This is a genomic window from Algoriphagus faecimaris (genome assembly GCF_900101705.1).
GTDB classification, from domain to species: domain Bacteria; phylum Bacteroidota; class Bacteroidia; order Cytophagales; family Cyclobacteriaceae; genus Algoriphagus; species Algoriphagus faecimaris.
Genome location: NZ_FNAC01000008.1, coordinates 1 through 22,000 on the forward strand (window position 1 = coordinate 1; position 22,000 = coordinate 22,000).

26 protein-coding genes are annotated in these 22,000 nt (G+C 41.0%); 8 read left to right on the forward strand and 18 right to left on the reverse strand.

Annotated features, from left to right (window positions below):
• A partial coding sequence (locus BLQ57_RS05575) for a transposase (RefSeq protein ID WP_175444647.1) occupies window positions 1-325 on the forward strand: 325 nt, incomplete at its 5' end.
• 58 nt (window positions 326-383) lie between these two features.
• Window positions 384-1,295 (forward strand): DUF6263 family protein, encoded by a 912-nt coding sequence (locus BLQ57_RS05580; protein WP_087938349.1) that lies wholly within the window; start codon window positions 384-386, stop codon window positions 1,293-1,295.
• A 209-nt stretch (window positions 1,296-1,504) separates the two neighbouring features.
• Here the strand turns inward: BLQ57_RS05580 and BLQ57_RS05585 are convergent, their stop codons facing one another.
• From BLQ57_RS05585 to BLQ57_RS05600, 4 genes are all read right to left on the reverse strand, one after another.
• Complete coding sequence (locus BLQ57_RS05585) at window positions 1,505-1,930, reverse strand: sll1863 family stress response protein (RefSeq protein ID WP_087938350.1); 426 nt, start codon at window positions 1,928-1,930, stop codon at window positions 1,505-1,507.
• 136 nt (window positions 1,931-2,066) lie between these two features.
• Entirely contained in the window at window positions 2,067-2,660 is a 594-nt protein-coding gene (locus BLQ57_RS05590) for a gluconate 2-dehydrogenase subunit 3 family protein (RefSeq protein ID WP_087938351.1), read from the reverse strand.
• A gap of 3 nt (window positions 2,661-2,663) precedes the next feature.
• On the reverse strand, window positions 2,664-4,370 hold the full coding sequence (locus BLQ57_RS05595) for a GMC oxidoreductase (RefSeq protein ID WP_087938352.1): 1,707 nt from the start codon (window positions 4,368-4,370) through the stop codon (window positions 2,664-2,666).
• A gap of 85 nt (window positions 4,371-4,455) precedes the next feature.
• On the reverse strand, window positions 4,456-4,887 hold the full coding sequence (locus BLQ57_RS05600) for a DUF2147 domain-containing protein (RefSeq protein ID WP_087938353.1): 432 nt from the start codon (window positions 4,885-4,887) through the stop codon (window positions 4,456-4,458).
• 381 nt (window positions 4,888-5,268) lie between these two features.
• On the opposite strand from BLQ57_RS05600, the gene tnpA (BLQ57_RS05605) reads away from it, so the two are divergent.
• The 3 genes from tnpA (BLQ57_RS05605) to BLQ57_RS05615 all read left to right on the forward strand — a co-directional run bounded on the left by tnpA (BLQ57_RS05605) (window position 5,269) and on the right by BLQ57_RS05615 (window position 9,142).
• A complete protein-coding gene (tnpA, locus tag BLQ57_RS05605) occupies window positions 5,269-5,715 on the forward strand; it encodes an IS200/IS605 family transposase (protein ID WP_087938354.1) in 447 nt (148 codons plus the stop codon).
• Between the two features lie 273 nt (window positions 5,716-5,988).
• On the forward strand, window positions 5,989-7,278 hold the full coding sequence (locus BLQ57_RS05610; protein WP_087938355.1) for a M20/M25/M40 family metallo-hydrolase: 1,290 nt from the start codon (window positions 5,989-5,991) through the stop codon (window positions 7,276-7,278).
• 4 nt (window positions 7,279-7,282) lie between these two features.
• The gene (locus BLQ57_RS05615; protein WP_087938356.1) at window positions 7,283-9,142 is read left to right on the forward strand and encodes an alpha-amylase family glycosyl hydrolase; all 1,860 of its coding nucleotides are present in this window, start codon (window positions 7,283-7,285) and stop codon (window positions 9,140-9,142) included.
• 190 nt (window positions 9,143-9,332) lie between these two features.
• Here the strand turns inward: BLQ57_RS05615 and BLQ57_RS05620 are convergent, their stop codons facing one another.
• From BLQ57_RS05620 to BLQ57_RS05630, 3 genes are read right to left on the reverse strand one after another with little or no spacing between them, the layout of a single operon-like run.
• Window positions 9,333-10,160: an outer membrane beta-barrel protein gene (locus BLQ57_RS05620; RefSeq protein WP_087938357.1), complete on the reverse strand. Its 828-nt coding sequence runs from the start codon at window positions 10,158-10,160 to the stop codon at window positions 9,333-9,335.
• Window positions 10,157-10,981, reverse strand: coding sequence for a hypothetical protein (locus BLQ57_RS05625; RefSeq protein ID WP_087938358.1), 825 nt, complete (start codon window positions 10,979-10,981; stop codon window positions 10,157-10,159). The genes BLQ57_RS05620 and BLQ57_RS05625 overlap by 4 nt, the downstream gene beginning before the upstream one ends.
• The gene (locus tag BLQ57_RS05630) at window positions 10,974-12,257 is read right to left on the reverse strand and encodes a T9SS type A sorting domain-containing protein (RefSeq protein WP_087938359.1); all 1,284 of its coding nucleotides are present in this window, start codon (window positions 12,255-12,257) and stop codon (window positions 10,974-10,976) included. The genes BLQ57_RS05625 and BLQ57_RS05630 overlap by 8 nt, the downstream gene beginning before the upstream one ends.
• Before the next feature lie 333 nt (window positions 12,258-12,590).
• Here BLQ57_RS05630 and BLQ57_RS05635 point away from each other — a divergent pair, with 333 nt between their 5' ends.
• Window positions 12,591-13,601, forward strand: a complete 1,011-nt coding sequence (locus tag BLQ57_RS05635; protein WP_087938360.1) for an IS30 family transposase — start codon at window positions 12,591-12,593, stop codon at window positions 13,599-13,601.
• A 176-nt stretch (window positions 13,602-13,777) separates the two neighbouring features.
• The gene (locus BLQ57_RS05640; RefSeq protein WP_087938361.1) at window positions 13,778-14,560 is read left to right on the forward strand and encodes a hypothetical protein; all 783 of its coding nucleotides are present in this window, start codon (window positions 13,778-13,780) and stop codon (window positions 14,558-14,560) included.
• Window positions 14,561-14,841: 281 nt separating this feature from the next.
• On the opposite strand, the gene BLQ57_RS05645 is transcribed toward BLQ57_RS05640, so the two are convergent.
• The 8 genes from BLQ57_RS05645 to BLQ57_RS05680 form a co-directional block, all read right to left on the reverse strand.
• On the reverse strand, window positions 14,842-15,690 hold the full coding sequence (locus BLQ57_RS05645; protein ID WP_139162669.1) for an IS3 family transposase: 849 nt from the start codon (window positions 15,688-15,690) through the stop codon (window positions 14,842-14,844).
• Entirely contained in the window at window positions 15,660-16,037 is a 378-nt protein-coding gene (gene tnpA, locus BLQ57_RS05650) for an IS66 family insertion sequence element accessory protein TnpA (RefSeq protein WP_087938363.1), read from the reverse strand. The genes BLQ57_RS05645 and tnpA (BLQ57_RS05650) overlap by 31 nt, the downstream gene beginning before the upstream one ends.
• A gap of 268 nt (window positions 16,038-16,305) precedes the next feature.
• Window positions 16,306-16,824 (reverse strand): hypothetical protein, encoded by a 519-nt coding sequence (locus BLQ57_RS05655; protein ID WP_087938364.1) that lies wholly within the window; start codon window positions 16,822-16,824, stop codon window positions 16,306-16,308.
• Window positions 16,815-17,204, reverse strand: coding sequence for a hypothetical protein (locus BLQ57_RS05660; RefSeq protein WP_087938365.1), 390 nt, complete (start codon window positions 17,202-17,204; stop codon window positions 16,815-16,817). Before BLQ57_RS05660 ends, BLQ57_RS05655 begins: the two co-directional genes overlap by 10 nt.
• 23 nt (window positions 17,205-17,227) lie before the next feature.
• A complete protein-coding gene (locus tag BLQ57_RS05665) occupies window positions 17,228-17,533 on the reverse strand; it encodes a hypothetical protein (protein WP_087938366.1) in 306 nt (101 codons plus the stop codon).
• Window position 17,534: 1 nt separating this feature from the next.
• On the reverse strand, window positions 17,535-19,001 hold the full coding sequence (locus BLQ57_RS05670; RefSeq protein WP_139162670.1) for a hypothetical protein: 1,467 nt from the start codon (window positions 18,999-19,001) through the stop codon (window positions 17,535-17,537).
• A gap of 401 nt (window positions 19,002-19,402) precedes the next feature.
• Window positions 19,403-19,852, reverse strand: coding sequence for a hypothetical protein (locus tag BLQ57_RS05675; protein ID WP_087938368.1), 450 nt, complete (start codon window positions 19,850-19,852; stop codon window positions 19,403-19,405).
• A 10-nt stretch (window positions 19,853-19,862) separates the two neighbouring features.
• On the reverse strand, window positions 19,863-20,174 hold the full coding sequence (locus BLQ57_RS05680; protein ID WP_087938369.1) for a hypothetical protein: 312 nt from the start codon (window positions 20,172-20,174) through the stop codon (window positions 19,863-19,865).
• A 223-nt stretch (window positions 20,175-20,397) separates the two neighbouring features.
• Here BLQ57_RS05680 and BLQ57_RS21095 point away from each other — a divergent pair, with 223 nt between their 5' ends.
• The gene (locus BLQ57_RS21095; protein WP_169712716.1) at window positions 20,398-20,562 is read left to right on the forward strand and encodes a hypothetical protein; all 165 of its coding nucleotides are present in this window, start codon (window positions 20,398-20,400) and stop codon (window positions 20,560-20,562) included.
• Between the two features lie 87 nt (window positions 20,563-20,649).
• Here the strand turns inward: BLQ57_RS21095 and BLQ57_RS05685 are convergent, their stop codons facing one another.
• From BLQ57_RS05685 to BLQ57_RS05695, 3 genes are read right to left on the reverse strand one after another with little or no spacing between them, the layout of a single operon-like run.
• Complete coding sequence (locus tag BLQ57_RS05685; RefSeq protein WP_087938370.1) at window positions 20,650-20,997, reverse strand: hypothetical protein; 348 nt, start codon at window positions 20,995-20,997, stop codon at window positions 20,650-20,652.
• Window positions 20,998-21,002: 5 nt separating this feature from the next.
• The gene (locus BLQ57_RS05690) at window positions 21,003-21,407 is read right to left on the reverse strand and encodes a DUF2019 domain-containing protein (protein WP_087938371.1); all 405 of its coding nucleotides are present in this window, start codon (window positions 21,405-21,407) and stop codon (window positions 21,003-21,005) included.
• A complete protein-coding gene (locus BLQ57_RS05695; RefSeq protein ID WP_139162671.1) occupies window positions 21,338-21,964 on the reverse strand; it encodes a hypothetical protein in 627 nt (208 codons plus the stop codon). Before BLQ57_RS05695 ends, BLQ57_RS05690 begins: the two co-directional genes overlap by 70 nt.
• Window positions 21,965-22,000 lie beyond the last annotated feature (36 nt).

Genomic DNA, 22,000 nt, shown 5'->3' on the forward strand with positions numbered 1-22,000 from the left:
AGTGAGTAAAGCTTGGCAAGTTCGAGAGAACTTTAAAGACCTCTTTGGATCTTCCTCTTTGTTTGCAACTTCGTCCTTGCTCAAATGGATGACCAATGCCTACAGCAGAAAGATCGCTGAAATAGACAAAGTGGTAAATATGTTTAAAAGCCATCTAAATGGAGTTATAAATGCTTTGACAGAACGAATCTCAAATGCAATGGCTGAACGCCTAAATGGTAAAATTCAAGAACTTAAAACAGTGGGTAGAGGATACCGTACTTTTACAAACTTTAGAAGTGCTATACTATTCTTTAACGGTGGTTTAAACTTATATCCTCACTAACTTAAGGGTAGAACCAATTCTTTTATTTGAAGCCTAACTTTATACTACTAAAATGATTATGAAAAAGCTTTATTTTTCTTTCGCATTCTTATTCTTTCTTACATCCTCTTGGGCACAGAAAACAGAACTGAAGCTGAATTTGAATGTGGATGAAACGTACATCCAAAAAACGGAATCCACCATGTCCATTGCACAAAATGTGCAGGGAATGGAGATGGATATTGACATGAACTTGACCGGTGAACTCAGTTACTTGGTGAAAAGCTTCCAAGATGGAGTCTATGACATGGAAGTACAGTACAAATCCATGGAAATGAACATGGTAATGCCTCAAGGAAATGAAATGAATATCAAAAGTGGGGATGAAAGCAATCCAATGTCTAAAATCTTTACCAATTTTTGCAATGTGCCTTTCAACCTTAAAATGACCCAATACGGAAGAATTCAGGAAATTTCTGGTTTTGACAAAATCTATGAAAAGGTATTTGAAGAGCTTCCTGGCATGAGTAGTCAACAACTCGCTCAAATGAAGGATCAAGTTTCGGGAACTTTTGGGGAGGAAAGTTTACGAAGCAATTTGGAAATGACCATCGCCATTTATCCTAACCAAAAAGTAGATGAGGGAGATACCTGGAATGTAGAAAGCGAGTTGACATCCGTTATGAATGTCAATGTTAATAGTAAATATACCTATATGGGATCAGATGAAGCTCATCATAAAATCACTGGGAATGCTACATTGAGCAGCAATCCCGATGCCTTCGAAATGAACGGAATGAGCGTAAAATCCGACTTGAATGGTTCCATTAAATCAGAAATCTTGGTTGATAAAACTACAGGCTGGGTATATGAGGCAAAGATTTCACAGGTAATAGAAGGCGCCACCATCATGGAAGGAAATCCCCAAATGCCTGAAGGAATGCGAATTCCAATGAAAATAAAATCAGAGATGGTTTTTTCCGGACAGTAATTCTTTATTGGATTTTCCAAAATGGAGCCAAAATTCAAACCTTCAGGGCTTTTCAATTCTAAGTCCACGGCTCCACCTAGCGTAATTAGCCTGAGATTGTATTTGATTCTTGCACTACAATTAAGTGACTTAATCTACTTTCAAATATGAAACGGGTATAAAAAAAGCCGATCGAATGACCGGCTTTTTTCTAATTTCTATTCTCTTAATTAATCGTTGTCAAAGATATCCGAGACATTGCCTTTGAACTTATTCCACTCATCTTCAATGTCCCTTGTTGTTTTATTTACCGAGGTTTTCACATCAGACCAAGTATTTTCTGTCGCTTTTTCGACATCTTCCATGGCTTTCTCGACATCAGTTTTTTCTTCTCTGAGATCAGCTTGGATTTCTTCGATCTCAACTTTCATTTCCTCGGAGGCATTTACTTTTTTTGCTTCCAATTCTTTGATTTTGAGGTCGATTTCGGCATTCAGTTCTCGAAGGTCCTGACGGAGTTCGTTTCTGTCCTTTTCAAACTCTGCATTTACTTCAATAACTTCTTGCTCCTCTTTTTCATTTCGGTTTTCGTCACAAGACATCACCGACAAACTCAAAAAAGCAGTTCCTAAAATTGCTAATGTTTTGATTTTCATTGTAGTATAATTTATGTTAAACAATATATTTGTAAGCTTATAGGCTCAATCACCATGCCAAGCCCAAAAGCAGACATTTTAGCAGGCTTTTTAAGAACAACTCAAAAATCAGAAAATCCTTATCCCTTCAAGACCCTTATAAACTCCAGGTATTACCCACTTCAGAAAGTGGCATACAACCCTGGTATTCTCCAGGAATTGGATCATAGCTCAGGACATTTTTTCCAATTTCTTCCGAACTGAAATAGGCCCAAAGTACCGTAGATTTCAATCCTCTATAGAACCCAACAGGCTCCTTCGGCCCAACGGCACCTCCCCATACAGTTTTGGGAAATTTAGGAGAATTGGCTTCCTGCTCCTTGAAGCAGGCTGCTTTGTCCTCCGCGGAAAGCTCAGCAAAGACATTTCCATAATTCTCCTTGCAATCTGAATTGAATTTTTCGATATCGGCCACTACTTGCTTCTGCCCTGCCTCGTCATAGGTTTTGGCATACATCAGATCAATAAAAATATCAGCTTTGACATCGAGTCCACCAGGTGTTTCGGTTTTTGGCAAAAGGAAATCCACGAAAGAGGACAAAAATTTAGCATGGTCTTCTGATAAAAACTGAGGAGTCCAGGTCAATCGATCTGTTTTGGCACAAGACTGAAGTAAGCTAAGCAAGGTCGGAGCTCCGGCTGCTGCACCGAGCGCCAAAGCGGATTTTTTAAGTGCGTCGCGTCTATTCATGGCTTAGAGGTTCATTTTTTTAAGTTCGGATACGGCATGATTGGCAGCTCTTGCAGTGAGCGCCATGTAGGTCAAGGAAGGATTGACACAAGAGGAAGATGTCATGCATGCCCCATCTGTGACAAAGACATTTTCACAGCCATGCACTTGATTATTTCCATTGAGCACTGAAGTTTTTGGATCTCTTCCCATTCTTGCGGTACCCATCTCATGGATACCAAAACCCATTTCGTGTTTGTTATCAAACTCCATCACATCTTTTAGCCCTGCTCGCTCCAGCATTTCCTTGGCATCCTGCCTCGCCTGATCATTGAGTGCAAGTTCATTGGCTTTCCATTCCGCATCGATCGAGAGCGTGGGTTGGCCCCATTTATCCAATATCTCTTTATTGAGATAAACCTGATTTTCGTGGTAAGGAAGGCATTCGGAAAACCCGGTGATAAAGAATTCCCAAGGTCCGGGCTTCATCAGACTGTCTTTGAAATCTCCTCCAAAAGCCTCTTGATTGCTGCCTGATCCCCACCCGGCTCTGCCTCCTCCGCCTTGGAAACCAAAGCCACGCACAAACTTATCCGACTGAGGTCCGTCCTTCAGATTGACATAACGGGGAATATAGATTCCGTTCGGCCTGCGGCCTTTGTAATATTGATCTTCAAAACCTTCGACGGTACCCATAGCACCTACCCGATAGGTATGATCCATGAGGTTGTGTCCGAGTTCTCCGCTGTCATTTCCCAAACCATTTGGGAATCGGTTTGAAGTTGAGTTCATCAAAATCTGTGTCGTACTCAAAGTAGAAGCATTGACAAAGATAATTTTGGCTTTGTACACGATCTCTTCACTCGTCTCCGCATCAATAATTCGTACTCCAGATGCTTTTCCTTTTTGCTCGTCATAGACCACAGACTGCACGATAGAAAAAGGCCGGATCGTCAAGTTGCCCGTGGCATTGGCTGCCGGCAAGGTCACTGCATTGGAACTGAAATATGCTCCATAAGGACAACCTCGATCGCAGCGGTTACGGAACTGGCATTTTCCTCGACCATTCAAGGGTTCGGTCAAGTGAGCCACCCTCCCTATAATTAGATTTCTGCCATTAAAGTCTTTCTCAATTCGCTCCTTTACATGCTTTTCAACACAGTTCAATTCCATAGGAGGTAAAAAGTGAGAGTCCGGCAACTGCGGCAAACCTATCGCTTCCCCGCTGATTCCAGCAAATTTCTCCACATAGGTATACCAAGGAGCGATGTCTTTATATCGTATGGGCCAATCAACCCCGTGTCCATCTTTGGCATTGGCTTCAAAATCCAAATCCGACCATCTATAGGTTTGCTTTCCCCAAAGCAAGGATCGTCCACCCATCTGATGAGCTCGAACCCACATAAAGGGTTTGACTTCGGTATAAGGGTTTTCGAGATCATTTGCATGAAAATGCTCGTTGAAAGCTCCGATAAAGCCCGATCGTCCACCTTTGGGATGTTTGGCTTTCTGCTCAGGTGTGAGCCCACCTCGGAGTTCATGCTCCCAAGGATCCAAAGTCATTGTGGGATAATCCACCACATGCTCGACAATCCGTCCCCGCTCGAGGACGAGGGTTTTGAGTCCGGCTTCGCAAAGTTCTTTTGCTGCCCAGCCTCCACTAATTCCCGAACCGATGACAATGGCGTCGTAGGTTAGGCTTTTGTCGGCGTCTATGTTAAAATTAGCCATATTAATAGGTCTGTTGAAGGCCTAATATTAGCCAATTTTTAAATGGAATACTCAGTCAATTTCTGACCAAAGGGAAGAATAGCTACTACTTTTCCCTGGTCCATTCCACCGTACGCCCAAATAAAGAAACGCCGATATACCCTCGAACCTCCAAAATATCCTTGTCCTTCAAGGTCATCACGCAGGAATAGGTTTTCCCATTTTTAGGATCGTAAATAGTCCCATTTTCCCATGAACCATCCTCAAAAGTAAACCCCTCCAATATCTCTAAGCCCAAAATGGGTTTATCCTGTAGCGATTCCTCCGGGTTGTTTTCATCGGTTTTAGGCTTTCCGTTATCAGTCGGCTCTTTTAGCCAAATGATTTTCCCGAAGTACTCCCCTCCCTCTTTGTAAATTTCAATCCGTCCGTCTTTCTCGGTATTGTTCCAAACTCCCAAAATGGCATCAGCATCTTGAGCCTGAATTGTCAAGGTGGTAACTAGAAAAAAAGCGAAGCTCGCAAAAAGGGTTTTCATATTGATAGAATTTGGTGATTATTCTAAATAAACGAAGTTTGATTGACTTGGTTTGAATCGAAAATAGGTAAAAAAACGAATTGGAAATTGTAACAGAATTGTCTTTTGATTCATGTCAAATTTTGATGGGGTTTGATCAAATAATCTAGAACATGACAGGTCGCCCCCTCAGGGCTCCAATCCCTAGAATTCCTATTATTACCCCAAATTGAATTTGGGGCTATTACAAAATGCGCCTTCAGCGCTATTGGTATTTAAACCGGAATATAGGAAAAGTGCCAAAGGCACGCCCTATGAAAGTATTAGGATTAAATGTTTATTTTTAAGAGCCCCAACGGGGCGATCTATATTCATTTTTCAAAACATAAAATTTCTGGTGACATGCCTCAGTCCCTAGCCAAAATCTACCTCCACATCGTTTTTTCTACCAAGAATCGAATACCGATGATTTCAGGTCGAATCAGACCAAATGCCCAAGCCTATTTTGTGAAAGTTGGAGCCAATTTGGGCAGTTTCACTGAAGAAATTTTCATAATGCCAGACCATATTCACTGGCTTTGCACACTTCCACGAACAATCACTATTGCCGATTTGGTGAAAAATGTCAAAATCTCTAGTTCTATAAAGTTTAAGGAATTAATCCGCCAAGATTTCGAATGGCAAAAAGGATATGGAGCATTTTCAGTTTCACAATCCAAATTGGAAACCGTCAAAAAATATATTCAAAATCAGCAGGAACATCATCAAAAAATAGAATTCCAAACCGAGTACAGGAGGTTTCTAGAGGAATATCGGATTGAATATGATGAGAAATATGTATGGGATTGATTCAATACAGGTCGCCCCTTCAGGGCTCTGAATAAAATGATGGATCATATATCCCAGAATTGAATTCTGGGCTCATACAAAAAATGCCTTTGGCATTTATCGTTTGCAGCACCAAAGGTGCGTTCTATTTCAGCCCCAAATTGAAGTTGGGGTCAAATACGAGATTATTGATTTGAACCCCAAAGGGGCGATCTGTATCAAATTTTTGATCCAATCACCCCTGATTAAAAATCCATCCTTGCCCCTACCCGCATTTTCCCCTATTTTTCACCTATGAAAAAATTCACCCTAATCTTCATTCTTGCCTTTGGGCCACTTTTCTCCTTTGCGCAGCAAAAACTCAATAAGGACGAGCAGAAACTGATCGAACTCATCGACAAAAACTACCAAGAGACCGTCGCTCTCCTCGAAGAAGTCATCAACATCAATTCAGGTTCACTCAATAAAGAAGGAGTGCGGGAAGTAGGACGGGTTTTTGCCCGAGAATTTGAAAAAATCGGCTTCCAAACCGAATGGGTGGAAGTACCCGCTGAGGTGAATCGTGCTGGACATTTTGTTGCTACCCGAAAGGGAAATAAAGGCAAAAAACTCTTTCTGATCGGGCATATCGATACAGTTTTTGAAAAGGACATGCCCTTTACCCCTTTCACTTGGCTGAATGACAGCACGGCCACCGGACAGGGTGCCAATGACATGAAAGGTGGTGATGTGTTGGTTTTTGCTAGTCTAAAGGCGCTTCACGAACTCGGGCTCTTGGACGAACGAACGGTGACCGTGTATTTTATGGGAGATGAGGAGAGTTCAGGGGACAATGAGCTTTCCAGAAAAGACTTTATCGAGCGATCCAAATCCCATGATATCGCTCTAGGCTATGAGACGGCACAGGGATTCAATACGGTAACAGTTGCTCGGAGAGGTTCCAGCGGCTGGACTTTGAAAACCACAGGACGTCAAAGTCATTCCAGTGGAGTTTTCCGTGAAGGGGTTGGCTATGGAGCCATCTATGAGGCAGCTCGGATTCTGACTGAATTTCAACAAGAACTCGCAGGAGAGCAATATTTGACTTTTAACCCCGGCCAGATTATCGGAGGCTCTGATATTTCTTATGACGACATCTCCGGAAAAGGGGAAGCCTTGGGCAAAACCAATATCGTGGCCCGGGAAGCTTTGGTGACCGGAGATCTGCGTTTTTTGGGAGAGGCCCAAAAGGAATCGGCAAGAGCCAAAATGCGGGAAATCGTAGCCAAAAACCTCCACCAAACGGATGCAGAAATTACTTTTCGGGACGGGATTCCTTCCATGAGTCCTCGGAAAGAAAACTACGAATTGGCAGCTGTCCTGAATCAAGTAAGTTTGGATATGGGATTGGGCGAAGTGAAGCCAGGCGATCCAGGAAGCAGAGGTGCTGCTGATATAGCTTATGTGGCTGAGATTCTTCCCGGATTGGATGGATTGGGTGCTTCAGGTCGCGGTGCACACGCTCCAGGCGAAACCATCAACATGAAGCAATTCCCCGATCTGATCAAAAGAAATACGATTTTACTGTACCGATTGACCCGATAAACTGATGCAAAAATTTTTAATCCCGGCGGTCATGGTAGCAGCAGCCCTTTCCTGCCAAGCTCCCAAACCCCAAGAACCCGAGCCTATGAAACCCCAAAAAATAGTCGTCTATCAGGTTTTCACCCGCCTTTTTGGCAATACAAACTCCAACAACAAACCCTGGGGCACCAAGGAAGAAAACGGTGTTGGGAAATTTAATGACTTCACGGATACCGCCTTGGAGGAAATCAATAAACTGGGCGTATCCCATATCTGGTACACGGGTGTTCCGCATCATGGCGTGATCGGGGATTTTCCGGAGATCGATGTGAGTTCAGATGATCCAGATGTGATCAAAGGGAGGGCTGGCTCCCCTTACGCCGTACGGGATTACTATCAGGTCAATCCCGATTTGGCCATGGATGTGACCAAGCGAATGGAAGAATTCGAAGCTTTGATCGCCCGCACGCAGAAGCATGGGATGAAGGTGATCATCGACATTGTCCCTAATCATGTGTCTAGACATTACGAAGGAAAAAACAATCCCAAAGGAGTAAATGACTTTGGAGCGGATGATGATACATCTGTAGAATATGCCCGAGACAACAACTTCTATTATATCCCGGGAGAAGCTTTTCAAGTACCCGAACCCAAAAATGGCTACAAGCCTTTGGGTGGAGAAAAGCATCCCTTGGCTGACGGGAAATTTGACGAGAACCCAGCCAAATGGACAGGCAATGGTTCCCGATTGGCTCAACCTGACTTCTATGACTGGTATGAAACGGTCAAAATCAATTATGGAATCAAACCGGATGGTAGCAAAGATTTTGAAGAATTGCCTGCCGGCGCGGATTCCTTGGACTGGAAAAAGCACTATGAATTCTGGCAGGGAAAGGACGTGCCGGATTCCTGGAAAAAGTTCAAGGACATCACTCAGTTTTGGTTGGACAAAGGAGTGGATGGATTTCGCTTCGACATGGCAGAAATGGTCCCGGTGGAATTTTGGTCTTATTTGAATTCCTATATCAAAAATACCAAGCCGGATGCTTTTTTGATGGCAGAGGTCTATCAGCCTGCCTTGTATCGGGATTATTTATGGAAAGGCAAAATGGATTACCTCTACGACAAGGTGGAGCTTTATGACACACTCAAAAACATCATATACGGGCATGGCTCAACAGACAATCTACCCGCTATTTTTGAATCGCAGCGTGACATCGAGCATCACATGCTTCACTTCCTGGAAAACCACGACGAGCAAAGAATAGCCAGTCCGGAGTTTGCCGGGAACCCTTGGAAAGCCATGCCTGCAATGGTGGTTTCTGCGACGGTTTCTACTTCTCCTACTATGATTTATTTCGGGCAGGAGGTTGGCGAACCAGGAGCAGAAGATGCAGGTTTTGGCGATCCAAGTCGTACCTCCATTTTTGACTACATCGGCGTACCGCAGCATCAGAAATGGATGAACGGAGGTAAATTTGATGGAGGGCAGCTATCGGAAAATGAAAAAGCACTGCGCAACTACTATGCTGAAATGCTCAACTTCACCAGAAACAGTCCAGCGCTGATGGGAGAGTATATGGAGTTGCATTCCTTTAACCGGAAGCAAAATCCAGCCTACACAGACAAAGTCTTTGCTTTTGCCCGCTGGGATGAAAGTCAGAAGCTGATTGTGGTGACCAATTTTGATGAATTCCAATCGGTGAAAACAACACTTAAACTTTCTCCTGAATTGCTCAAGGCTTGGAACTTGCAACCCGGCGAAAGGGAGATCAAAGAGCTGATGTTTGGGAAGAAGAAGACTATGCTTCGGGTCACTGATGAAGGGGCTGAAATTGACTTGGATTTTGGGCCTTGGGAGTCGGCGGTGTTTGAGGTGAAGTAAAAATGTGAACCCCGAAGAACACGAAGAAACGCAAAGGATTAGATTTCATTTCTATGCAGCTTTCCAACTTTGCAGGGATTCTACCCCCTGCCGAAAAGTCAAGTCCGGAAAAATAAGGTTATTATCAACTCCCAAATATCCGATGAACTCTAGAATTAGATAATAGTCACCTTCGATGATTCTTCACTTTTCACTCACCTCCAAACCGATAAGAAATCCCAAATTGAACCGCAAGATTTCTATATCGAATTTCATCTTGAATTTTATAAGCAATAGATGCTGCCAGCAAACTGGTCCAATAGTCATGAGGATGGTCAGAACGAAGATAGGTTGCTGAAAGGTTCATATTGAACTTTTTAGACAGCGAGTAGGCTACTTTGGTTTCGAGTCCATAAGCAAATTCCCGTAAGCTAGTCGGCACTGGTCCATCTACAGGAAATGGCCTGAGTGGAATGGCTGTGGTCTCTGAAATCTGATAGGTCCAGGAATAAAAAGGAAACTCCAGGTTATTTATCCCTGCCAAGCCAGTAAATCGAAACTCCAGGCGATGAATAGGCAAACGATATCCGATTCCCAAATAAAAAAGATTAGCTCGATAAGGGTCGCTTTCCAATCTTCCCGGAACTTCAAACGGCACTCCGTTTAAATCAATTTCGGATTTAAAATTGTCATCGTAAAAAGTCTGTTGGGGATGGGTATCTATGGAATGTTGGATATTAAGATAATTTAGGCTTATAAAAACCGAAGAAGTGAGATGATAGCTCAGGTTTAGTCCCAAACTGTACCCCAATTCTGCTTGGCCTCCTTCATTTTTGAGAAATCCCTGAAATCTCTCTGCACTAGAGCCCGGAGAGACAGGTTCTAAAGATGGAGTGATAGAAATTTCCTTAAAATGACCAACCGGTACAGCCAGTCCACCGGAAAAACCGAATTCGATTTTTTCTAAGAATTTTTCTTGACCGAAGGAACCAACATGGTTGATGAAAACAAAGATTATTGAAAAGACTAATTTCTTCATTCTGCTAACTTTAAAGCTATTCCCAATGATGCGGTAATTACTCTAAAATTGATCTGATCTTCAATTTCAAAATTCCGTGACCCCACTAGGGCGGTCCAGTACTCATGACTGTGGTTTGATGCTAAGTATTTAAATTTAAGGCTCACGCCGATTCTTTCCGAAATGGATTTTTCCAGTCCAAGACCCATTCCGTAGAGAAATGCGGGTAACTTATCCGGGACGGGGCTTTCTACGTAAGGACCTGGGCGCAAAATTGTGGTTGGACCTGGAGAGTCAAATTTCCAAGTATAAAATGGGAAAACTAATTGATTTACTCCTAAATATCCCTCTCCAAAGAAGGCCCAAGTGCCTATGGCTTTGCGATAGCCAAATCCGGAATACCAGCCATTAGCTTGATAATGATCTGATTCGAGTGAACCGAAAATTTGATACTCATTCCCAAAGAAGTCTGTCCTGTTCTGCAAATTAGCTGCAAAATAGTTTTCCTGCGGACTGACATCTATTGGGTTTGTAAATCTTGAATAGTTTAAAGAAAAATAAAAGGAAGGAGAAATAGCGTATGCCAAAGTGACACCTAAATTACTTCCGAGTTGTGCCTGTCCTCCTTCTTGCTTCACAAATCCTCTAAACTCCCGATATTGATTTTCAGGATTGAAGTTTTGATCTAGAGAGGGCTCCACGACTGATTTGGAAAATGATCCCATTGGAATGCTTGCGCCTAGTTCAATTCCCAGTTCAAGCTTGTTTAAAAATTTCTGTTGAGAAAAACAGGAAATCGTCATAAAACAACATAGTCCCAAAAGCAAAGAAATTTTATTCATTTTTTATCAATCTAGATTCCAAAACCACATCCTCACCTATTCTTACTCTGACAAGATAATCTCCCTTTGGAAGATCCTGGATATCCACTTTTTCATCAGCAGTGATCTTAAATTCAAGAATTTTACTGCTCTTATATAGTGGGATGATCTCCAAATCCATGTGGCCATTATAATCGCTCTTAATGCTGATGCTTGAACTGCTCGGATTAGGGTAAAGGCTAAAGTTACCATAATTGTAATAGGTCACATTTCTCACAGCCAAGGTATCATTGCTGGAGCTGCGCGCATATATTCGAAATGAAACGTAGTTACCAGATTGCATTGTGAAATGCATCTGATTGGTATGTGCCCAAAAAGGAAGATTTCCTTGGTATCTCTCCCAAACAAAATTATTTATCCCTGTCATAGATAGATAGGTAGATACATTTCCAGAAGGTACCTGATTTCCATTTCCCAAAGTGTGATTAGTTGAGTTGGACGTGGTATAGGTTCCCGATATGGTTACTGCAGGGACAATAATTGTAATTATCTGTTCTTTTGGGGGAATTCCTGAGCAACCAGAAATAGTCACTTTAACCTGTGTAGTACCAAAGGAATCGCCCCTGAGGGATACAGAAGCTGCATTAGTGCCCGAGGTAAACGATACTATTCCAGGAGTCCCTATTATGGACCAAGAATAGGTAGCACCAGGCTTTGAAAGTAATGAAATGGGTTTGATTTGACCTTTTGGTAGATACTCCGTGACTTTTATACTACCTATGTAAACATAATATTTATCAGGTTCGGTTTTACCTGCATTTTGAAGTTCATAAAAAGTGGAATCGAAATCATGCCGGATTACCGGACTTTCACCATACTTTGAAATAAATTTAGGGTTAAAAGTCGTATTTCGATCTCTAACCAAGGAATGAAAGCCATCTGCAATATTGAATTTCTGAGTTACTACATCCACATTTGAGAGGCTTTGACCACAAACTTGCACATAGAGTGGAGAATCCCGAAAGTATGTTTCTGTGGGACCACCCCCCGATTGAGTATATTGAGTTTTTACGTTTACGATTCCAGGATTAGTTGAATTCAAGGAAGTTCCTTGTATAAACCCTTCTTCCCAATAGGCTGCTGCAAATCCATGGCAAATAAAATCTCCACAATTGGAGGAAAGTCGTTGGGTACCAAATTGGCTGCCAATTTTCCAAAATCCATCGTCTCCGCAGCTCTGGGAAACACCTTCTAATGCAACTAAAAATGATAGGCAAAAGAAAATTAATTTTTTCATGTGTCTATAATTGAATTTTAAAGGTCACATGGAATCTCGCATGGTTGATAGTCATACCAGTGTGTGACGGCTACGTCATGCTCGATTTCATGTGTTTATAATTGTCTTTTAGCGGTCACATGGAATCTCGCAATTATAATCATCCCGGTGTGTGACGGGTACGTCATGCTCGATTTCATGTGATGTAATTTTATTAAAACTAATGTCTGTAATTTTAGTATCAAACTTTCAGTTAATTTTTTCCCAGATTCAAGTGATAAATGCAGCACTAAAGGTTTAAGGAAGGAAGCCTAGGCTTCCTTCCTTAGGCTGAATAATTAAATTAGTGTTGTCATGCAGAAATTCAATCATCTCAGCCCAGAACAAAGATATCAAATCGAAATCCTTATCAAAGAAGGATACACCCAGACGCAAATTGCTGCAGTTATCGGAGTGCATAAAAGTACAATCAGCAGGGAGCTAAAACGGAATACAGGTAAGCGTGGTCTCCACTCCAAAAGCTATCAAGCCAAGGTGGCTATTAATCGAACCCGGGAACGACATCGTTTCAAGCGGAAGAAAATCCGGTTCACCGAACAACTCAAAGAGCAGGCCAGAGCCTGGCTGGAACAAGACAAACTCAGTCCCGAACTCATATCAGCCACCTGGAAGAAACTCAACCAGCCGGGAGTCTCTCACGAGACGCTGTATGACTGGATATGGAAAGCCAAGAAGAGCCACCACTGGAGTCTGATCCAGCACAGAGGACTTTATAAACACCTCAGACACGGCAAAAGGAAACAGAAAAGAGGCAACTACAGACAAAACAGAGGGGTAATCAAAGAGCGTGTACCGATCGACCAAAGACCAGACTTCATTGAAAACAGGCAGCGGTTAGGAGATGTGGAAGTCGATCTGATGATGGGGAAGAACCACCAGTCGGCTTTGTTAGTCATGACCGACCGGGCCACACTGATCACCACTTTGGACTTCCTGCCATCCAAAGAAGCCGGGCTGGTCAAGACCAAAATCGAAAAGCGCCTCAAGTGGGTCGGACCAAGCTGGATCAAAACCTGCACCTTCGACAATGACATGGCTTTTGCCCTCCACCATGAATTAAGGGACAAATATGGAGTCAAAACGTTCTTCACTAGACCCTATACTTCACAGGACAAGGGAACAGTCGAAAACAGAATAGGACTTATTAGAGCTTTCTTACCAAAAGGAACAGACTTGAATGAAACCTCCGACCAAACCATCGCAGAAATAGAACAAAAAATCAACAACAGACCGATAAGAAAATTCAACTACCTGACTCCTAAAGAGAAATTATTATCTTACAAAACTGTTGCACTTATTACTTGAACACGGCTTTACTAATTCAAGGAATTGATACTAACTCAAAGTCGGAAATCTTAGGCTATCGAGGTGGTGAAAAAATTGATATCTCGGACTTACCAAAAGGTGATTATATCCTTAAAATAAGTTTTGAAGGGAAAATGATTCATCAAGAACGATTAATCCTATCAAAATAGCTCCCTATGAAAAATTTATTTCTTCTGGTTTTATTATTGGGCTTTACGCTTCAATCTTCCTTTTCTCAGGTAAATCCACCCCGGAGATTCTCATTATCCATCAGTGCAGGCCCTGCCTTTCCAGTGGGTGTATTCGGAGGAAAAAATATGGAAAATGCTGCGGTTTATTTTCCAGATTCGAGTGTACCCAATCTTGCGAGTATTTCAAAGGCTAGCAATGGATTTGCAAAAGTTGGCTATTCTATTCACGGAACCCTTAATTATCATTTCGCCAGTAACTTTTATGTATTTCTTAGATCAGGTGTAACAAACAATCCGATCTCTGTTATCGAAATGGAAGATTTCGTCAATGATCTTTACGGATTGGATTTTCGCTTTTCTCATGAAAATAACAACATGCTATCCATCACTCCTGGGCTAGGATATTTCTTGAAAAAAGGAAGTTGGGAATATCGAACGGGAATATTTCTAGGCTATGGACAGATCAACTACCCTTATTACGAGATGGTTAGGGTAGTAGGTAATGAAACTCTAACATGGGCACATGCCGGCTCTAGACCCAGTTTATCCTCTATTACAGCGGGAGGAAATCTGCAAGTATCCAGGGCTATTGGAAAATTTCAATTAGGCTTGGAAGTCAGTTATCAACGGGCTGATTTTGACTACTCTATATTTCCCCGTACAAGTCCGGGAGGTAGTCAATCTGTAACCTACGAGGATACAATTAAGGTCCGAACCTTGACGCTGGGACTTGTATTAAACTATCAACTATCGTCTACTAAAAAGTAATCGATTTCTTATCCACTTAAACCTATTGAAAAATCAAACCACTACGTTATTGTATTCTTTTTAAATAGGTCGATCAATCGCGCCCTACTAGTACCTAAATCCCTAAGGGGTAGCTTATTTTCCAGATTTGAAAGCGGTTTTATCAAAGGTTCTTTTTTCTAGTTATCCTGCTTTTCCGAAAGCAGTATTTCATATTCACCGACTTAACCAATCTGGCTTCTGGAGAAGAAGGACAACAAAAAAAGAAACCCTCTGCTCTTTCTGCTTAAATGTTGGACTAGTTATGCAGCGATTTTAAAGTTATAAAATTCATTTGATGTTTTCATTTCTAATGCAGAATGTGGTGCATATGTATTGTATTCATTCATCCATTTCTGAATTTGCTTGAGTACGGTTTGTGGATTATCCAGGCAGCTTTCATAGACATAATCTCGTTTAAATGTAGCATTGAAGGCTTCACACATTCCATTGGATTGTGGGGAATAGGTTGGGGTTTTGCAATCGATAATATTCCAGGATTTCAAACTGGCTTTCAGCTTTTTTTCAATGAATTCCGGTCCATTATCATGTAAAAACTGAAGTTTTTCTTTAGCAGGCAAGTCCTCTCCAAAGCGGGCATGTAAAGCTTCCTGAACCATTAATTCAATATCAACTGCCTGGATGTGTTTTCCTGCTCTCCATGCGATGATTGATCTGTCACAACAGTCCAGAAGAAATGCCACTCGTAGCTTTTCCCCATTCCAGCATTTAATCGAAGTAATATCACTAGCCCATCGCGTATTAGGTTTTTCTACTGCTATTTTCCCTGTATGTGGTCTGCTGTTGCCTCTGGTTCGGTGTCGGGTAATCAACAAACCTTCTTCCTTCATGTAGCGATGCACCATGTATTTGGTCACGTTGAGCCCATAATCCCGTTTGAGCAGAGCTTTGACCCGGGGTACCCCATAGGTAGATTTCTTTGCCGTGATTTCTAAAACAGCCAGTTTCATCTGCTCACATAGTTCTTTTCGCGCTGTCCTTTTACGTTCAGGATAGGGCTTTGCTTTATAATAAACAGAGGATTTAGCGACTCCCAGTGTCTTGATGATCCTATTCATGCTTACTTCGGATTCTCTGGATAACGATTCAATTTCTTGTTTCGAAGTTGATCCATCTCTAACTTTTTTTTTAGGATCTTAATATCCAAAGTAGATTCCCCGAGAGCCTTTTTCAGCTCCTCATTTTCTTTTCTAAGCATTTCCAGTTCAGCTTTGGAATGTAGATCACCTTGATTCTTGATACTCATAATGGCTCCTGATTTAGCAAGGGACCGCCAGCTATACACCTGACTGGTGATCAGCCCGTGTCGGCGACAATATTCAGGGCAAGATAAGCCAGAACTTTCCCAATCTTCTACAATAAAGGCTTTTTGTTGCGAGGTGAGTAGCTTACGACCACTGGAAGAAAGTCGTGCGTTTTTAATTAAGTCTTCGATCATTTTGTTCCTAGTTTAGGCAACAAAACTGGTCCAGTTATTTAAGCGGTTAGGAACACTCTCCGGTCAGCTTTGCAAAAGCTGAAAAAAGTAGTGCCGATCGAGTCGGCACTACACAAGGTAAACATCCAAGTGAACGATCACTGTATGCTTCCTCTCCGGTATTGTAAAGGTAAAAATTTTCAGAAAACTCTTGTTTAGAAAGATAGTACCTTCACCCAGTCCCGACGATGATTTGACTAAACTCAGTGGGGGCAAAATTAAACCCCCATCACATAATTTCGTTGACGCTGACCGTTATACCAATTCCCTTTACCCAGTCATTTCCATCTTCCCAATCCTTAAGATCGATAAGGATGACTATACTGCCAAACATTCCCACCGAATTTTGATACCAAAAGCTGGCACTTTTATCGGACTCCATCAAAAGCTTATCCTTCGATATAGAATTTTTATTTACAGAATACTCCTCATGCCCATAAGGCGGGCTTGCCATATGAAAGAAAGAAACTATATTATTTGATGGTGGAGGATTAGGATAGCTCAACGTGAACTCTATATAATCCATTTTATAGTCTCCTATATCTTGGACAACTTTTCGGATATCCAATAGCTCTCGCTCAAAATCAAGAACGATATAAGTGGTATCGTGCAAGTTCTGTATTGGGGGATAATTCTTTTCAAATTCAGGCTTTTTATTATCTGAGACCTGTATGGTCTGAGCTAGTCCACTTGATGCCCAGGCAAGAAATAGCATAAATAACAATATTCTACTTACGGTTAGTTGCATGATTTTCTACCGGTTTCTGCCTTACGAAGATGTTCAGTTATTTCTGCTTTTTTTGTCGGACTTAGTGCTTGATAGGCTAAGGTACTCGCATCTTTGAGCCCAGTCCAAGCCAAAGCCTCATAAAATTCCCTCGGAACCCCATTGGGATATCCTCCTGGGTAGTTCATGAAATCTGCGTAAGCAGATCCCCCTAGCTGAGGATGAATCTGTTGCAATACATCAGCCATATATTTTACAAACTTGTCAGCCATTAGATTGTGATGTATTGCATCATTCCCACTAAATCTTCTAGTATATTCTTCAAATGTGTCTCTAAAAGATAAATCTTCGGTAGTTGGACTGTTGGTTTTTATTGCTCCATAAATTTCTGCGTGGATCATTTCATGTAAGATTGTTCTGCTTCTCATTTGGCATCTTCCTCTTTCTTTATTTCCATCAGCCTTTCAGCAAGATTTTTAACTTCAAACCTTAATTTTCTATTTTCGCGATCAAGTCCGGTAATATCAGCTGCCAAGTCTAAAAGCAATTTTTCGAGCTTACTCCTCTCAGAAATAACCTCAATAATTGGATCAATATATCTGACATATTCCAGATAAACATTGTGAGCAAAAATCCCAAAATTCTGAATCCCTATTGGGTCCCAATGAATCAAAGCAAGATTTATTCTTGTTTGTAATCCATTTAACCTTTTTAGTTCGTTGTAGTCCATCTCATGGGTTTAATAAGTAAGTTACGATCTTTCCATGGTTTGCACCAGAAGATATATCAATGACTATTGCTTTCCCTTGAAATTCCACAAATAATTGATTTCCCCATCTTGCATTATGTACTATTCTGGGAACTCCATTTCCAAGAATAGTTTTAATTTGGGAAGGGGAAAGACCCTTTGAAATTCCATAAGCAATCGGTGCATGGGAAGTATATCCATTAAAAGTGATTTTTAGTCCTCCAACAGTCCAACTTTTACTGCCTAGCAAAGATGCTATTTCGGTGTAAGCTGAATATCTTGTTGATAAACTAAACACCCGATTTCTGAGCGCGTCAGAGATATTAGTTGAAAGTGCTAGAAAAAGTACTTGAGAAACATTCTCCGGACTAAAAATGGCCATCATAAACTTTCCCTTCTGCTGAAGATAAATCTGATTGACAAGCTTATTAATTTCTGCCCAATCACCCATCGTCAATCCTGGAGTTGCCATCATTTGCCGAATCATGGATACAAACTCTGAAGCGCCATGAGTATTCAGGTAGTCGAGTTGTGCTTCTCTTTTTTGATCCGGATCAAGCAACTCCTCCGGAAAAGGAATGCAAAACTCCTCTTCACAAATATCTTCTTCTTCCGGGGTAGTTGATGAAGGGGGTGGTGAACTCGTTCCTCCTCCGCCTACTTGAGGGCTGGAGGTTCCTGGTTCTTCAGTTTCATACGTATTCGTATAACACTCCTGAACCCACACCGATTGCTGGGATTCTACACCAATCCCTTCTTCCATGGCATAATAGGGAAAATCCACCCAATAACCCGGTTGGCAATAAGTGTATGAAGAATATGCTCTTGATGAAACTCTCGGCTCCTCGGTCTGATAGCGGATATGTGAGATCAACTGTCCGTTTTCCACTTTGATACTTCTCAGATGTCGCTCATCATAGGTAAAGATATCAATCCTTCCCGTCCATCCTAACGGTATCTGATGGTAGGTCATCCCCTTTGATTTTTGAACTTCACCGAAGTAGCGGACTACTACCGGTACAAATCCATCCGCTTCCTGAGGTTTTGCGACAAATAAAAGACTCTCCTCAGTCAAATCATCAGCCTGACTGCCATATTTCTCCATAAATGTTGTAGGCATGATTCCGGTCAGATTTTTAAGATGCACCTCAAACACTTGTCTTCCGTCCGGGAATTGATAAGAATAAAAATCTTCCCAATCCGGCTCTTTTTCGAAGAAGGGTAAAATCAAATCATGGCTAAACTCGCGGGCATGGACTGAACCCGGCTTGGGATCCAAGAGCACCTTATTCTTTTCATACCAAGACTTTACTTTTTGGATCCCCGGGCTGAATCCCTGATCCATGGAAGTCTCAATATCCTCCTCCTGAATACAGGAGAACCCTATCAATAGGAGGACTGACAAACAGGCAATGGCGCAAAGGCGCAAAAGACTTCTCTTATCCTTCAAGAAAGAAATAAAATGGAGGGAGTGGGGGGGGGTAAATTAGTTTTCATTTTACGCTGAAAAAGATTGACGAATTATTCAGAATCAATTATAAGACTAGTCCACAATAAATCCTGTAAAAATTTGGGAATTTTTTACTATTGCTGCTTTTCCGAAAGCAGGATTTCATATTCACAGACTTAACTAGTCCAGCTTCTGGAGAAGCAGGAATTTAACAAAGTTGCTTCACGAAAAAGGAGGTATCATTCTGGTTTTAATGGCCAAGGCTTCGTTTTGGGTGATAGTTAATTTATCCAAATAGGGATAAACTTGCTCATCATCCCTTTCTAGGAATCCAGCTGCGGTAATAAAACTTTATTTCAGTTTGAAGACATTAGAACAAGAGATTGGAAGAATACCTTATTCTATTCTGAAGTGAGTTTGATCCTTTCTGTCTTTCTCTTATTTTTCTTTCCGTACTCGACTTCTACAATTACATCTGGGAAGACCCCCTCCTGGATTACCAAAATTTTAGGATTTTCTAATCCCTCCATCTTATACAATTTACTCTCAGTATAGTAGTCTCCATCCGGTCTAATGCTGATCAAGATACTAGACAAAATCTCATCCGTTCCTACGAAATAATCAGTCGGTGTAGCCTCAGAGTCATATATTAAATAGGCATTGATGAAAAGTGCTCTTTCAAATAATGGGTGAGACAGAAATTCGACACTTTGAATATTGGCAAAAAAGTAATTCGCCTTCGAATCCCCAGTAAGATCTTTCAATTTGACTTGTTGAGCAAAGGAAAATAATGGAACATTAATGGCTATGACCAAAGTTATAGCAATGTTTCGGTTCAAGTATTTTTTCATATTCTTAGACTTATCTTACTGAGAAATGAATATGGTCTGAATGTCCCCCAACAGGATGACTGTAATTCCATTTTCCTGTTTCTATTGAGAATTTATGTTTAAAATGGGGTCCAAAATTTTCTCTCACATTCGGATAATTATCCATAGCAATCTGAAGTTGAATAATTTGGTTGGTTATTCCTGAGACTGACATCTTTACACCATTTATTCTACTTATATCAATTGCCGTTCCATTGTAATGATTACTTCCGGGTCCATGGGTGCCATTTGTGGTAGCTGCAATATATATTGAGGTGATTTTTTCATTTCCACTTAATTTCAAGTTTGCCTTCTCGATTGCATGTTTGATCCCTTCTAATAATAATTTTGTTACTTCTTGATTAGCACTTTTTCTATCAGATTGGGTAATATTAAACTCTATCTTAATTTGATCTCTATTTTGAAGGATTAGAGTGGTAGGTATTTTAACCTTTTCTCCCTGAAAATTAAACCCATCATCTGGTGTATTTGTCGTTTCGAAATAACGATCTTCCTCCGGAAAAGGAATGCAAAACTCCTCTTCACAAATATCTTCTTCTTCCGGGGTAGTTGATGGAGGGGGTGGTAAACTCGTTCCTCCTCCTCATGTTATCCTGCTTTTCCGAAAGCAGGATATGCCAGCATTATCCAATCGTCCGGCTTCTGGAGAAGCAGAGAATTATTTTACTTAAATATAGGTTTAATCACCAAAAAGACTTCCGGGGCTGGGATTGATCTCAAGGTGTTATTTTCCCCGTACCACACACGCCTTTTACTCTTTAAACATCATCATGCAAAAACTCAACATGACCTTCAAAATTATCTGGAAGATCTATTAGAAGAACTCCCTTCCAATCCTTATTACCAGGGTCAGCTACCCCATCAATAACACAGAATAAATCAAAAAGCACATCATGACTAGTATGCCAAAGAACTTTTTCCAGAAGGCTACCGAATCCGATGGGATTTTTTAATATCTGTTCCATTGCTGTTTCTTCCTCTGAACCTAAAGTTTTGAATCGGGCTTTTTCTGAAAATAATTCAGCTACATTTCTTTTTGAAATAGATTCAAGACTTTGGCTGATATATTCAATTAATATTTCTCTGTTTTTATCGGATAATTTCATTCTTCCTAATAATCAAAATTTACCTCTCCATTTTTCCACTGCTCTATCCAATTTTTAGCTGCAAAACCAATGATTCCATCAATTTTGCTTAAATCACTTAATTTTTCTAACGCTTCTTTAGGGTTTTCTACTAAATAATGAGTGGCAGCAGCAAGTACAACATTTAAATCTCTATGATCGAACAATTGCTTCAAATCAATTAACTTATTTTCTTTTTGAAGAGTCTTAAATATAGCATGTCTTTGATCAAATAGCCTATTCGCTTTTTTAGAGTTAAAAGGATCACTTTCCTTCTCTATTGTAAGTAGTGCGAACTTTTTAACTAATTCGTCCATATAATTTATTTTACTAAGTCCATTACTTTTAGTCCCCATAACATTTGGTCCTGAAAACTCTTTTGCGATACCCATTCACCAAAAGTTTTTCCACCTGTATTTATGCCCATTGGACTTTTTGAATTATAGAATGCAGTGATCCGTGAATGGAAAGATCCTGAAAAACCTCCTTTAATTTTAACGAGATTTTTGGAATTATGAATCTTATCTGCACCAAATTTTGAAATATTTGAAGCACGTTGTGAAACAATATGGTGCCATTGCTTTCCTGGTCCGGCTGAACCAAAGGCATTTTTGAAAGCTTGAAATGTATTGAAGCCTCTTCCAACATTTTTTGTTGCATATTTTGCTAGAACTTTAAAAAAAGCCTGTCTAACTGATGTGGAAATAGCATTATTGTACAAACCAAAAGAAAGTAATGTTGCAAGATTCTCCGGACTAAAAATGGCCATCATAAATTTCCCCCTCTGCTGAAGATAAATCTGATTGACGAGCCTGTTTATCTCTGCCCAATCACCCATCGTCAATCCTGGAGTTGTCATCATCTCACGGATCATGGATACAAATTCTGAGGCGCCATGGGTATTCAGATAGCCCAGCTGTGCTTCTCTTTTTTGATCCGGATCAAGCAACTCCTCCGGAAAAGGAATGCAAAACTCCTCTTCACA